This window comes from Aristaeella hokkaidonensis (assembly GCF_018128945.1).
Taxonomy (GTDB): Bacteria; Bacillota; Clostridia; order Christensenellales; family Aristaeellaceae; genus Aristaeella; species Aristaeella hokkaidonensis.
Map to the genome: position 1 here is coordinate 3,083,655 of NZ_CP068393.1, position 13,905 is coordinate 3,097,559.

The 13,905-nt window shown below is 53.0% G+C and carries 10 protein-coding genes, 1 tRNA gene and 1 other RNA gene; 9 read left to right on the forward strand and 3 right to left on the reverse strand.

Going from position 1 to position 13,905, the window contains the following annotated elements; genetic code table 11:
- Nucleotides 1-525 precede the first annotated feature (525 nt).
- Complete coding sequence (locus JYE49_RS13900; RefSeq protein WP_093957680.1) at nucleotides 526-2,010, reverse strand: DUF1846 domain-containing protein; 1,485 nt, start codon at nucleotides 2,008-2,010, stop codon at nucleotides 526-528.
- A gap of 138 nt (nucleotides 2,011-2,148) precedes the next feature.
- Here JYE49_RS13900 and ffs point away from each other — a divergent pair.
- The 9 genes from ffs to JYE49_RS13945 all read left to right on the forward strand — a co-directional run bounded on the left by ffs (nucleotide 2,149) and on the right by JYE49_RS13945 (nucleotide 11,965).
- An RNA gene (gene ffs, locus JYE49_RS15325) (signal recognition particle sRNA large type) lies at nucleotides 2,149-2,356 on the forward strand.
- A 69-nt stretch (nucleotides 2,357-2,425) separates the two neighbouring features.
- A complete protein-coding gene (gene glyA, locus JYE49_RS13910; protein WP_093957679.1) occupies nucleotides 2,426-3,661 on the forward strand; it encodes a serine hydroxymethyltransferase in 1,236 nt (411 codons plus the stop codon).
- 331 nt (nucleotides 3,662-3,992) lie between these two features.
- The gene (locus JYE49_RS13915) at nucleotides 3,993-5,669 is read left to right on the forward strand and encodes a ribonuclease J (protein WP_283399410.1); all 1,677 of its coding nucleotides are present in this window, start codon (nucleotides 3,993-3,995) and stop codon (nucleotides 5,667-5,669) included.
- 114 nt (nucleotides 5,670-5,783) lie between these two features.
- A complete protein-coding gene (locus JYE49_RS13920; protein WP_179217366.1) occupies nucleotides 5,784-6,134 on the forward strand; it encodes a YlbF/YmcA family competence regulator in 351 nt (116 codons plus the stop codon).
- A gap of 3 nt (nucleotides 6,135-6,137) precedes the next feature.
- Nucleotides 6,138-7,313, forward strand: a complete 1,176-nt coding sequence (gene mltG, locus JYE49_RS13925) for an endolytic transglycosylase MltG (protein WP_093957677.1) — start codon at nucleotides 6,138-6,140, stop codon at nucleotides 7,311-7,313.
- A gap of 35 nt (nucleotides 7,314-7,348) precedes the next feature.
- A complete protein-coding gene (locus tag JYE49_RS13930) occupies nucleotides 7,349-8,545 on the forward strand; it encodes a peptidase U32 family protein (protein WP_179217365.1) in 1,197 nt (398 codons plus the stop codon).
- A gap of 27 nt (nucleotides 8,546-8,572) precedes the next feature.
- Nucleotides 8,573-10,333: a VanW family protein gene (locus JYE49_RS13935; RefSeq protein ID WP_093957675.1), complete on the forward strand. Its 1,761-nt coding sequence runs from the start codon at nucleotides 8,573-8,575 to the stop codon at nucleotides 10,331-10,333.
- A gap of 51 nt (nucleotides 10,334-10,384) precedes the next feature.
- Nucleotides 10,385-10,467 (forward strand) — tRNA-Leu (locus JYE49_RS13940).
- Nucleotides 10,468-10,729: 262 nt separating this feature from the next.
- The gene (locus JYE49_RS13945; RefSeq protein WP_093957674.1) at nucleotides 10,730-11,965 is read left to right on the forward strand and encodes an AlbA family DNA-binding domain-containing protein; all 1,236 of its coding nucleotides are present in this window, start codon (nucleotides 10,730-10,732) and stop codon (nucleotides 11,963-11,965) included.
- Between the two features lie 50 nt (nucleotides 11,966-12,015).
- On the opposite strand, the gene JYE49_RS13950 is transcribed toward JYE49_RS13945, so the two are convergent.
- Together JYE49_RS13950 and JYE49_RS13955 are read right to left on the reverse strand one after the other, a co-directional pair.
- Nucleotides 12,016-13,233: a tyrosine-type recombinase/integrase gene (locus JYE49_RS13950; RefSeq protein WP_093957673.1), complete on the reverse strand. Its 1,218-nt coding sequence runs from the start codon at nucleotides 13,231-13,233 to the stop codon at nucleotides 12,016-12,018.
- On the reverse strand, nucleotides 13,217-13,873 hold the full coding sequence (locus JYE49_RS13955; RefSeq protein WP_179217364.1) for a helix-turn-helix transcriptional regulator: 657 nt from the start codon (nucleotides 13,871-13,873) through the stop codon (nucleotides 13,217-13,219). The genes JYE49_RS13950 and JYE49_RS13955 overlap by 17 nt, the downstream gene beginning before the upstream one ends.
- Nucleotides 13,874-13,905: the final 32 nt, after the last annotated feature.

Genomic DNA, 13,905 nt, shown 5'->3' on the forward strand with positions numbered 1-13,905 from the left:
AATTAACAATTAACAATGAATAATTATCCGCTGCGACGGGGGAGATTTCTCGACTCCCCGGGGCTGATACCCGCAACTTCAATCGTCGCGACTGTCCCCCGGACAGATCGCTCGTTTCAGTTGACCTCACCGCCTGCAAAGCATCCGCCACTGGCGGTTGCAGGTGGTTTGCCCCGTTCTCCACTGAGAAAGAGCCACTGGCTCTTTCTCCGGGCGTTCCGAACCCCAGAATGACAATGTGGAGGCAGCGGAGAAGAGAAATGTGACAACAGGGACAGACTAACTGTCACGTTCCTTTGGAATGATGACAGTTAGTCTGTCCCTGTTGTCACATTTCGCATAACGGGCGGGATGTTTTGCTTTTGGTGTTGTGGAGGCAATGGAGAGCGGAAACGAAAAGATGACAGAGCAACAGATCAACTGTCACATAACGAAAAGGAGCAGTTCGATTGAACCGCTCCTTTTGATTGGCTGTAACACTATATCATTCTGCATTCTTAATTCTGCATTGCTGTATCACAAATATCATTTGTGATACAGCTTATGGCTCTGGTAGCCGGGATCACAGGTCAGGGTGACGCCCAGACGGCGGAAGGTGTTGTCGTCCACCGCGGGGAGAATGACCGTGGAGTGGGCTTCGCAGTTCTTCAGCTTCGGCAGTTTGCTCAGGGCCCGGGCGGCGTTGTAGTTGGTAGCCGCGGAAACGGACAGGGCAACAAGCACTTCGTCAGAATGCAGACGCGGGTTGTGGTTGCCCAGGTACTTGCACTTCAGATCCTGTACGGGCTCGATAACTTCCGGAGAGATCAGGTGGGCCTTCTTCGGGATCCGGGCCAGCTTCTTCAGCGCATTCAGGATGACCGCGGCGGACGGTCCAAGCAGATCCGTGGTCTTGCCGGTGACGATCTCGCCGTTGGGCAGTTCAATGGCCAGGGCGGGATGACCGGTGGTTTCCGCCTTGGCACGGGCGGCGGCCATCACGGGACGGAGTTCCGCTTCGTTCAGGTTCAGCTGCTTCATGAGCAGCAGGATCTTTTCGGCTTCCTCTTTGGCGGCATGGCCCTGCAGGAAGGAGCAGCGGGCGGTGTAGTACCGGCGGATGATTTCCTTCTCGGCAGCCTCACGGCAGGCATCGTCATCGGTGATGCAGTAGCCTACCATGTTCACGCCCATGTCAGTCGGGCTCTTGTAGGGGGACTTGCCCCACACATGCTCGAACAGCGCATTCAGCACCGGGAAGATTTCGATGTCCCGGTTATAGTTGACGGTCGTCTGGCCGTAGGCTTCCAGATGGAAGGGGTCGATCATGTTCACGTCGCTCAGGTCCGCGGTGGCAGCTTCGTAAGCCACGTTGACCGGATGCTTCAGCGGCAGGTTCCAGATGGGGAAGGTTTCAAACTTGGCGTAGCCGGCCTTAATGCCGCGGCGGTTTTCCTGGTACAGCTGGCTGAGGCAGGTGGCCATCTTGCCGCTGCCGGGTCCGGGAGCGGTTACCAGCACCAGGGGGCGGGTGGTTTCCACATAATCGTTCCGGCCGAAACCGTCATCGCTGACGATGTGTTCAATATTGGTGGGATATCCTTCAATGGGGTAGTGACGGTAGGTTTTGATGCCCTGGGCGTTCAGCCGCTGCTCAAAGGCGACGGCGGCGGGCTGGCCGGCCCAGCGGGTGAGCACCACGGAGCCCACGTACAGGCCGATGCTCCGGAAGGCGTCGATCAGCCGCAGGGTGTCCAGGTCGTAGGTGATGCCCAGGTCCCCGCGGATTTTGCTGGTTTCGATGTCGTTGGCGTTGACCGCGATCAGGATTTCTTCCTTGTCCTTCATCTTCAGCAGCATCTGGACCTTGCTGTCCGGCTGGAAGCCGGGAAGAACGCGGCTGGCGTGGAAGTCGTCAAACAGCTTGCCGCCCAGCTCCAGGTAGAGCTTGCCGCCGAATTCGTCGATGCGCTGCATAATGCGCTCAGACTGCATCCTGGTATATTTGTCATGGTCAAAACCGAGCTTCATCTTCCGTCTCTCCCCCTTGTCAAGAACGATCAAAACAACAAAAGATATTTTACGCTTTCAGGGCGTTTCAGGTCAAGGTGTATACGAATCATAAGGCAAAAAAATACAATGTAACCTGCCGGACAAAGAAAAACAAAAACCGGCAGGGAAAGAAACCTGCGGCTCTTGCTTTTCATGGCGGAAAACGGTATACTATGCATTGCCGTTTGCGCGATGAGGATTGGGTCCTGTGCGATCCTCCGGTGTGAACCCTGTCAGGTCCTGACGGAAGCAGCAGTAAGCGCTTGCGAGGATGTGCTGCAGGGGTGCCCGGTCTGAGCGCAGGCGGTTTTTTTTCTGTTCCGGGCATTGTATGCATATGGAAATATTGCTATACTTGCTTGGTGCAATTTTCTAGAGAGAAGGGTGATTTGCAATGGAACTGGAACTGATCCGTCAGGCTGATCCTGAAGTAGCCGAGGCCATCGGGCTGGAGCTGAACCGTCAGCGGACCCATGTGGAACTGATTGCCAGTGAGAACTTTGTTTCTCCGGCGGTGATGGCTGCCATGGGTACCTGCCTCACAAACAAATACGCGGAAGGCTATCCGGGAAAACGCTATTACGGCGGATGCGAGTGCGTGGATATTATCGAAGACCTGGCCCGCACGAGGGCCTGCAAGCTCTTCGGCGCTGAACACGCCAACGTCCAGCCCCACAGCGGCGCCCAGGCAAATATGGCTGTCTACTTCGCCATGCTGAAGCCCGGCGATACGGTCATGGGTATGGGCCTGTCCAACGGCGGCCACCTGACCCACGGCAGCCCCGTGAATATGTCCGGTTCCTATTTCAATTTCGTTCCCTACGGCGTTTCTTCCGAAACCGAAATGATCGATTATGAAGATGTCCGCCGCATTGCCCTGGAATGCAAGCCGAAGATGATCGTCGCCGGTGCCTCCGCTTATCCCCGTGTGATTGATTTCCCGAAACTGCGGGCAATCGCGGATGAAGTCGGCGCCCTGCTGATGGTGGATATGGCTCACATCGCCGGCCTGGTGGCTGCCGGTGAGCATCCCAGCCCCGTCCCCTTTGCTGATTTTGTGACAACCACCACCCACAAGACCCTGCGCGGTCCCCGCGGCGGTATGATCCTGTGCCGGGAAGAGTATGCCAAGGCTATTGACAAGGCCATCTTCCCCGGAACCCAGGGCGGCCCGCTGGAGCATGTGATCGCCGGTAAGGCTGTCTGCTTCGGCGAAGCGCTGAAGGAAGACTTCCGGACCTATCAGCATCAGATCATCCTGAACGCGAAGGCCATGGAAAAGACCTTCCGTGAAGAAGGCGTCCGCATGGTGTCCGGCGGAACGGACAACCACCTGCTGCTGCTGGACTTCACCGGTACGGAAATGACCGGCAAGCAGATGGAAAACCTGCTGGAAGAAGCCAACATCACGGTGAACAAGAACACCGTGCCCAATGAGACCCGCAGCCCCTTCGTGACCAGCGGTATCCGCGTGGGTACTCCCGCCGCCACCTCCAGGGGTCTGAAGGAAGCGGAATTTGCCAAGGTTGCCAGCTGGATCGCTAAGGTCCTGCGCGAGGGCGAAGCCGCCGTTCCGGAAATCAAGAAGCAGGTCGAAGCCATGATGGCCAACTACCCGCTGTACGCGTAAGAAAGACATCCTCACGGACTGCCGAAAGGCAGTCCGTTTTTTGTTTGTACTTTATGAATAAGTTCGTACTTTTGTTGCACAAATGCAGCTTGTACGAAAACAGGCTACGGCCCTGAGATGTAGATATTGTCTCATTTTTTGCCGTAAAAGACAGGGGAAAAATCCCTGAAACCTTTTTATTGTAAGGGGTAGCGCTTTTCCAAAATCTGTGATATAATGTGTCAAAGTGTGAGCTTCATAATAGCGAACCAATGAAGACACTAGGCTATCTTTATGCCTGTCGTGTTTTCTGAAATTGTTGAATATTTGTACGTACGAAAGGAGGTTCACTGTGGGCACGAAGAGTCAGGAAAAGGAAGCTTCACGGCTGCGGATTGTCTCTCTTGGTGGTGTGGACGAAATAGGCAAAAACATGTATGTTTTTGAATACGAAGATGACATCATCGTCGTGGACTGCGGCAGCGTGTTCCCGAAGGAAGACATGCTGGGAGTGGACCTGGTGATTCCGGACATCACCTATCTGATGGGGAAACGGGATCATATCCGCGGTTATCTCTTTACCCATGGCCATGAAGACCATATCGGCGCAACTCCCTATATTTTAAAACAAGCGCCTTCGCATATATACGGCACCAAGCTGACGATGGCGCTGGTGGATCTGAAACTGAAGGAATACCGGGTGGAAGGCATCCCGATGCACGTGGTACAGCCCCGGGATACCGTCCAGCTGGGACAGTTCAGCTGCCAGTTCATTCACGTCAGCCACTCCATTGCCGGCGCCTGCGCCATTGCAATCACCTGCCCGGCGGGCACGGTCATCTGCAGCGGCGACTTTAAGGTGGACTATACGCCCATTGACGGACAGATCACAGACCTGCAGACCTTCGCCAAATACGGTGAGCAGGGCGTGCTGGCCTTCCTGTGTGAATCCACCAACGTGGAACGCTCCGGCTACACCATGAGCGAACTGAAGGTCGGCGAGACCTTTGAAAACCTGTTTGCACAGGCGGGCGGCCGTGTAATCGTGGCTATGTTCGCCAGCAACATTCACCGTATGCAGATGATTATCGACAACGCGATCCGTTACGGGCGCCGCGTCTGCTTCATCGGCCGCAGTATGGTGAACGTCAGCCGCGTGGCAATGAGCATCGGGGAACTGCGGATTCCCGAGGGCTGGCTGATTGACATGGACGTGCTGGATGACTATCCGGACAACGAAGTGCTGGTGATGACCACCGGCAGCCAGGGCGAGCCGATGGCGGGCCTGACCCGCATGGCCTACGCCGAGCACCGGAAACTGCAGATCCGCCAGAGCGACATGGTGATCATCTCCTCCACGCCGATTCCCGGCAACGAGAAGTTTATCTCCCGCGTGATCAACCAGCTATACCGGCTGGGCGCGCAGGTCATTTACAGCCGCATGGCTGAGGTACACGTTTCCGGCCACGCCTGCCAGGAGGAAATCAAGCTCCTGCATGCGCTGGTCCGGCCGAAGTACTTCATCCCGGTCCACGGCGAATACCGCATGATGTGGCAGCACGCCATCCTGGCGGAAGCCATGGGCGTTCCCAGCCAGAATATCGTCATTCCGGAGCTGGGCCAGGTGATTGAGATGAACCAGGATGTCCTGGCCCTGGGCGAACAGGTGCCCGTGGGCGGCGTGCTGGTGGACGGCCTGGGCGTCGGCGACGTCGGAAACGTGGTGCTCCGCGACCGGAAGCACCTGTCCCAGGACGGCCTGCTGATCGTTGTGCTGGCTATCGACCGGGACGAGCAGAAACTTGTATCCGGTCCGGATATCGTTTCCCGCGGTTTCATCTATGTGAAGGAAAACGAAGACATCATCGACAGCACCCAGGAGCTGGTCCGTCAGATCCTGGCCAAGAGCAGCCTGGAAGGCGACAACTGGCCGGAACTGAAGAACAACATCAAGGACGAAGTGCACCGCTTCATCTTCGACAAGATCAAGCGGAACCCGATGATCCTGCCGATCATCCTGGACGTGTAAGCACCGTCCGGAGCGCCGGTTCGTTGCGCTTTAAAGGAAAAATGGATATAATAACGGTCAGGAGGAAGCGAAACGCTCCCCTGACCGTTGTTTATTACGAGGAGGATGAGGGGCATGGATTATTCATCGACGTACCGCCTGGCGCAGGACATCCGCGACAGTGAAGAATATAAAACCTATCATGAGCTGAAGGAACAGGTCATGGCGGAAGAAACCACCGCGGCCCTGGTGAAGGAATACCGGAAGCTGCAGATGACCATCCAGATGTCCGCCATGAGCGGAAAGGCAGCGGATGAGGAGGATATGCAGCGGTTTTCCGGCATATCCAGCCTGCTGTTCTCCAAACCGGAGGTCAGCCGCTTCCTGCTGTCTGAAATGCAGCTGCAGCAGGCGCTGGCGGATATCTTCAAAATCGTGACCGAAGCGGCGGATCTGGACATCGCCGTTCCCGGAGTCGAGGGCTGAGCATTGAGTAAAAGGGACACATACCGCAGCGTGCGGGATGAACGGGAATACGGACTCTACTGGTACAGCGGGCTGTGGCACATTCTCCGCCCGATCCTGGTGGGGCTGACGGTTCTCATTCTGGTAGTGGGCATCGGAATGACCGTATGGAATAAGCTGTACGGCAGTTTTCTTGCGCCTGTGGATCCGGACGATCCCACGGAATACAGCTTTGAGATCAGCAGCGGCGACAGCCTGAACAAGGTAGCCACCAACCTGGAAAAAGCCGGACTGATCCGGAGCAAGAGCCTGTTCAAATACTACTGTGACTTTGCCGGTATGGGCCAGAAGATCCAGGTGGGCAGCTATACCATGACCAAGGGGATGCAGATGACGGAGATTGCCGATCTGCTGACCACCGGCGACGGCAACCCGCTGGTTCGCAACATTACATTGATCCCCGGCGAGACGATCGAGGACTTCGCGGCACGGCTGGTGAAGAACGGCGTGCTGGAGAACGCGGACAAGCTGCTGGCCATCTGTAAGGACGGCAAAGCGTTCCAGGATTATTACTACGTCAAGGACGTGCTGGTTACCGGCCAGCCGGAAAAGCGTAAATACGTGCTGGAGGGCTATCTGGCTCCCAACACTTACGAAGTATACGTTTCCGCCACGGAAGAGGAGATCGTCAAAAAGCTGCTGAGCCAGACCGAGACAGTCTTCACGGAAGAAAACCAAGCGCGGGCGGAAGAACTGGGCCTGAACATGGACCAGGTGCTGACCCTGGCCAGCCTGATCGAAAAAGAAGCAAAGGCCAGCGACTTTACCAAGGTCAGCGCGGTGTTCCACAACCGCCTGAAGGAAAACATGAAGCTGGAAAGCGACGTTACGGTTCATTACATTACCGGCGTCCGGAAGATGTCCCTGTCTGACAGCGACCTGAACACAGACAGCCCCTACAACACCTACCGGGTGACGGGACTGCCGCTGGGACCGATCTGCAACCCTTCTGCCGACGCAATCCGCGCGGCACTCTATCCGGATGAGAGTATGGTGAACGAAAAATACCTGTTCTTCTGCGCCAAGGAGCCGGAGAGCGGGGAGCTGTATTTCTCCAAGACGCTGGACCAGCACCGCCGCGCGGTGGAAATCTACGCGCCTTACTGGAAGAAGTATGACGAGGAGAGGGGGATCCAGTAATGGGGATCCCGGAACTGCTCGCCCCTGCGGGGAATATGGACTCACTGCGTGCGGCTCTGCACTTCGGTGCGGACGCCGTATACGGCGGGATGAAAAAATACGGCTTGCGGGCTTTTGCGGGGAACTTTGATCCTGACGCCCTGAAGGAAGCGGTGACGCTGACTCACCAGGCAGGGAAAAAGTTCTACGTGACCATGAACAGCTATCCCTTTGACGATGAGCTGGAGGGATTCGCACAGGCGGCTGCCCAGGCCGCGGAGATCGGCGTGGACGCCGCTATTGTGGCGGATCCCGGCGCGATTGTGACCCTGCGCAAAAAGGTGCCTCAGCTGCCGGTGCACGTCAGCACCCAGGCAAATACCGTGAACGCTCCGGCGGCGGAACTGTACCGGGAACTGGGCTGTGAACGGGTGATCCTGGCCCGGGAAATGAGCCTGGAGAGAATCCGTGCCCTGCGTAAGATCCTTGGGGACAGCATCCAGATCGAGACCTTTGTGCACGGCGCCAGCTGCATGGCCTACTCCGGCCGGTGTATGCTGTCCGCCTACCTGACAGGCCGGAGCGGCAACCGGGGAGAATGCGCTCAGCCCTGCCGCTGGCAGTACGCGGTGGTGGAGGAAAAACGCCCCGGGGAATATCTGCCGGTGGCGGAGGATGAAAAGGGAACTTACCTCTTTTCTGCCCGGGATCTGTGCCTGATGCCGCTGCTCCCCGATCTTTGCGAAGCAGGCGTATCCAGCCTGAAGATCGAGGGCCGGATGAAAACGGAATATTACGTAGCCGTGGTGACCGGTGCGTACCGGCGGGCCCTGGACCTGCTGAAGCAGGGACGGGAAACCTTCATGGAAAAGCTTCCGGAACTGACAGAGGAGCTGCAGTGTGCCAGCCACCGGAAGAGCGATACGGGCTTCCTGGAAGGGAATCCGGAGATCCCCGGAGAGGCGGAAGGCTTCTGGCAGGCCCGGGAATACGTGGGCCGCATTACAGAAGACGCGGGGGAAGACGGCACAGCAAAAATCCTGCTGAAGAACCGGTTCTTTGCCGGAGATGAGCTTGAGCTGATGACACCTTCCGGAGTCCGGAAGATTACGGCAAAATCTTTTATCCGCGAAAAAACCGGAGAGACCCTGGACACGCTGGGCGTGGCCGGGGAAATTATCCGGATGGAACTGCCGGGGAGCCGCTGCGGGGATATGCTGCGGGGACCGGTCCGCAACCACCGGAAAGAATAACAAGGGATACTGGAGAAGAGTACTGAAATGGCGAAACTGAAACGGTATGACCTGTATGAGGGCGACGATGATATCATCTCTGACCCTCTTCCGGGGAAAAAACCGCTGGGCCGGGATGAGGGACTGAAGGCCCGGGACGAGTACGACCGCCGGGTGGAAGAGGAAGCCCGCAAGCGGCGTTATTTTGCGTCCAATGAAGAGGACGACGGTCTTGGAGCCCCTTCCACGCTCTTCGATGATTTTGACCGTTTTGAAGCCCATACGCCGGTAAGGAATTCCCGGCCGAAATATAAGAGAAAAGAAAAACATCGTGGAGCCTGGGCGGCAGTGATCTTCTTTTGCCTGCTCCTGCTGGCAGGTATGGCCATTGCTGTGGTACCCCAGCTGACCGGCGTCCGTTACAAATTCCTGCCGAACCTGGCTTTTGTGAATGGTAACCTGATTATCCAGGACGGCGGACGGGAGGACTTCTTTGATGAATGCCGGAAAGAGGTTTACTCCGGCAAGATCTATCCCGGAATCTATATCGATGACGAACATGTAGGCGGCCTGACCAAAGAGGAAGCCATACGCAAAATCTCCAGCCTTCACAATGACGCTGCCGGTGCTTTTGACATCACCGTATCGGTAGGCAATGAGAGCTGGCATGTAAACAGTGAACGTGTTCCGGTTTCCCGGAACACGGAAGAGGTTGTGGAAAAAGCCTGGGCAACCGGCCGCGGCAATACTTCCGGTCTGAAGGACGGGGCAGTAACTCCCTTCCAGGAACACGTTAATCAGGTTTCCGGTCTCCGGACATACCCTGCGACCTTTGCCACGAAGCAGGATTATGACCATGAGGCACTGCGGAACCTGACAGATGGTATTGTGAACTATGTGAACCGGGAACCTGTCAACAGCATGGTTTACTCCTTTGACTTCAACAGTAAAACCTTTACGTTTACGGATGACCAGCCCGGCGCTAAGATTGATCCGGACCAGCTCTACGCACAGCTGACGGAAGTGCTGGATTCCGGTACTACGAAGCAGGAACTGCGGGTCGTGCCGGAAAAGGTGATTGCGGATCTGACCAAGGCTGAACTGATGAACTCCTTCGGCCTGATTTCCGCCTATACCACCAATACCACGAAGGATAAAAACCGTAACGCCAACATCGAACTGAGCGCCCAGGCAATCAGCGGCATCACCGTTCAGCCGGGAGAAACCTTTTCTTTCAACGGCGCCACAGGCGAGCGGACGGCAGCCAAGGGATATAAGGAAGCCCCTGCCATTTCCGGCGGCCAGAGCAAGGACGAGGTCGGCGGCGGCGTCTGCCAGACCAGCTCCACCCTGTTCAACGCTGTTGTGCGGGCAGACCTGGAAATCGTTGAGCGCAATGCTCACGCCTGGCCCTCCAGCTATATTGAGAAAGGCTTTGACGCTACGGTCAACTGGCCGGGCCTGGACTTTAAATTCAAAAACAACACGGATCAGCCGATCTTTATCGTAGCCGGATACAGCAACCGCCAGGTAACAGTGAACATTTACGGCATGAGTCTCGGACCGGGTGTGAAGATCGACCTGGAAAGCGAACTGGTTCGGACGATTCCCCAGCCGGAAGGCATCAACTATGTGCTCAATACCAGTCTGGCTCCCGGTGAAACCAAGAAAACCGTCACCGGCCGGAAGGGCTATGAGGTAAACACCTGGAAAGTCTGGTACCAGGGCAACCGGGAAATCAAACGGGAAGTCCTGTTCAAGACCACCTACAAGGCCTACCAGGAAACCATGGAATATAACCCGCAGTAAGTATAAACACTCATTGCATCGAAAAAGGGATTATGCTATAATCCCCTCGATGCCGAAGTGGCGGAATGGCAGACGCCGCGGATTCAAAATCCGTTGCCCTCAAAAGCGTGCGGGTTCAAGTCCCGCCTTCGGCACGCGAAAGAACCCTGTAATCTCAACGGTTACAGGGTTTTCTGATGCCCAAAATGGCGATTTGACCCTAATTTTGACCCTTTTTGGGATGAAGAGAGTGCTTGAGAAGCATTGACTGAAAAGTGCAGGCAAGTGGATTAATGCCTTTTTGATTTTTCTTATTTTTGATATTATAGAAAAGAAGATTATATTCCTTAATGTGAAAACTATCATATGATTATCTTAAACTATGGTGGATGATAAAGTTGATCAGGAGGAGCTAGAATGATACTCATTGCGAACAAATCATGGGAGAGTTTAGAAGCACAGGATGTTAAAAGATTTCTTACTGAATTAGAAGATATAGATGAGAACTTCTTTTTTGAATTTAAGGATGATAGAGAGTCTCCTGACAAGCTTATAAAGGAAATATCTGCATTATCAAACACATATGGTGGTTACGTTTTTTTAGGTGTAGGAGATGATCGAACAATTAGAGGATGTACGAATTGGACAGAAGAAAGAATTCACAATGTAATATATAATGGTATTACACCGACTCCAATTTTTGATGTTAAAAGCTTTTGTATTGATGATAACAACACGATAATAATAATAAAAATTGAAGAAGGTAATATGCCGCCATATATAACAAATAAAGGAACTATTTTTACTCGCATTTCGTCTGGTTCTATGCCCATTAAAGAATCAAGTACTCTTCTTCAATTATACAATAAAAGAGAAGACATGCTAAAGCGACTTAGCAGAAAAATAGAGCTAGAACCTATTTGTGATCGACAGTTTATTCCCCCCAATTTATGTGCTTATCTTGATGTTGGTTTTTCATTAACATGTTCTGAAGAAACACAGTTTCAAAAGAACTTTTATTTATGGGATTTTTCAAAAACTTGTGAACTGTTAGAGAAATTTCATACTCCATATAGTATTTCACAATTAGGAGATGCTTATCTTATTTCTTTTAGTGGAATTCGTGGAGAAGAAAACGGAATCAGCCAATTAATACCTGGTGGAATACATAATTTTATGGAAATTATGTATGATGGGAGCGTAAAATTCCGAGCCATTATGCTATCAAAAGATGATTGTTCATGTGTAGGAAAAGTAAATCTTTTTTCTTCTACTTCATTAGCAATAGTATATCAGATGATCTATGAAACAATTATGTCTGAGCCGCTTGATCAAATTTTCTTATATGCTCATAAATATGAGAGTCTACACGTAATAAGACAATTTATTCCATACTACGAAACAGATGGTTTTCTTACAGATAAAAATGAGATTGAAAAGTATCAGAATTATAATAGGAAGCATAAAGCGCGGTATGGTAATAATTTGATGATTGTTAGTAACCGAATCCCTAAAACTGATTTCTTCGTTTATGATAAAAGATGGTTCCAAATGAATGGTATTCCATTTAATAAGAGTACAATAATTCAGAAAATGTTTTCCACTAACTTTCTCAATTTGGGATATATGGATTCTATTTTGTCTGAGGAATAAAAAAAGCAGCTGCTGGCATTTATCATTCCGGCAGCTGCTCTGTTTTTGGATCATTGCAATGCTTCCAGGAAGGCCTGCATCCGGTTGGCGCTGTCCTTCTGCATCTGTTCATCCACGTGTCCATATACATCCAGCGTAAAGGCTACTGTTGCATGACCGAGGTTAGAGGATACCGTCTTGATGTTTGTTCCCTGCTCCAGGGCAAGGGTGGCATACGTGTGCCTCAGATCATGGAAGCGGGTGGCGGGGATACCGGCTTCTGCTGCACAGCGCTTGAAATTCTCATAGGCTGTGTACTTGGAGATATGATTTCCGAGCTCGTCTGTGAACACAAAGCCTTCTTCATTTTTCCAGCACTTGCCGGCTTTCAGCTTCATTTCACTCTGCTTGGTCTTCTGCCGCTTCAGCATTTTTATGACGTTGTCCGCTACCATGAAGGTTCTGCTCTTACTGTTTTTCAGCGGCAGGAACTTGTATTCGGATCCGGTTTCACGCTGCTTCTGCAGCTGGCGGTAGATGGTCATCATGCCGGTATCAAGATTGATGCAGTCCCAGGTCAGGCCGATGATCTCGCCCTGCCGCAGTCCGGTAAACATGGTGACATAGATCAGTTCCTCATAGGGATTTCCCTTGATGGCTTTCAGCAGAGCGTTGAGGTTTTCACCGGTCACCGGATGCATTTCAGTCTTGCGGACCTTGGGCAGGGTCAGCGCGCTACAGATATTTGTTGAGATATAACCCAGCTTGACTGCCTGGCTGAGGGCACTGTGCAGTACGCTGTTCATGTTCTTGATGGACTTGGCGGACAGGCCCTTCCGTTGCTTGACGATATCCTTGCCCTTCCAGTTCTTCTGCTTCAGCTTATACGGCTCCATCAGCTTGTTATACACATGCTGGACCATCGGGGCAGTCAGCTCGGGAAGGCGTACAGCGCCGAGATTGGGCTTTAGGTGTACCCGGATCTGATACTTGTACTGGTCCAATGTGGCGGGCTTTACATCCTTGTTATAGTCCTCAATCCAGATATCCAGCCAGGTTCCGAGGGTCATCTTCGTAGGCTCCGTATACACACCCAGGTCAATCTCGCTGGTGATCTGCTTCAGCCTTATCCGCACTTCCTTCTGCGTTTTGCCGTAGACAGATTTCTGGTTCGGTTTCCCGGTACGCGGATTAAAGCCGTATGAATACCGGCCTTCCCAGCGGCCGTCCGGCCGTTTCCGGATGGTGCCGTCTCCGTTGGCGCCCCTGGTGTTACTTCTCTTCGGCATCCTTTACAGTCCCTTCATTCTCTGTCGGTTCTGCCAGTTTGGCTTCCCTTTCTCTTTCAACGACCTCCATGAAGTCCTCATATGCTTCATAATACCCTGTGGAGCTATAGTCTCCGGCTTTAGCGTTGTCCAGCATATGCAGCAGATTCTGCTTCAGTACATCGGAAAAAAACTCATGGCTCATCCGGCATTCAATAAACTTGTCATCCTTATATGACATCAGTTCTGAAAGATAATAACCTTTCTCTTCGGGAACATAGGACATATACCGGGACAGGGCAGTCAGAACATCCGGAGAGGAAAGGGCCATGTTGAGACCTTCCTGCCGGAAAGATTGGCGCTCATGAAAAGAACGCAGGCAGTTGAGCGCCTTGTCATCCAGGCCTAAGGCATTATGGAAGGAAACATTTATTGTTTCCACTCCATTCACCAGGTAGTCCAGTGTTAAATGGAAGAGATCACACAGGGCACAGGCTTCCTCCAGCGTGAAAGGCCGGTCTCCCATTTCCTTGCTTTTGACCGCGCTTCTGGAGATCATCAGGTAATCAGCGAGCTGTTCCTGTGACCATCCTTTCTGCTTTCTTGCGGCTTCAACCCGTGCGCCCATACCTTCTTTTTTCTTATCAGTCGTACGTGCCATAAAGCGGTGATCCTCCCTGATTGGTTCATTTG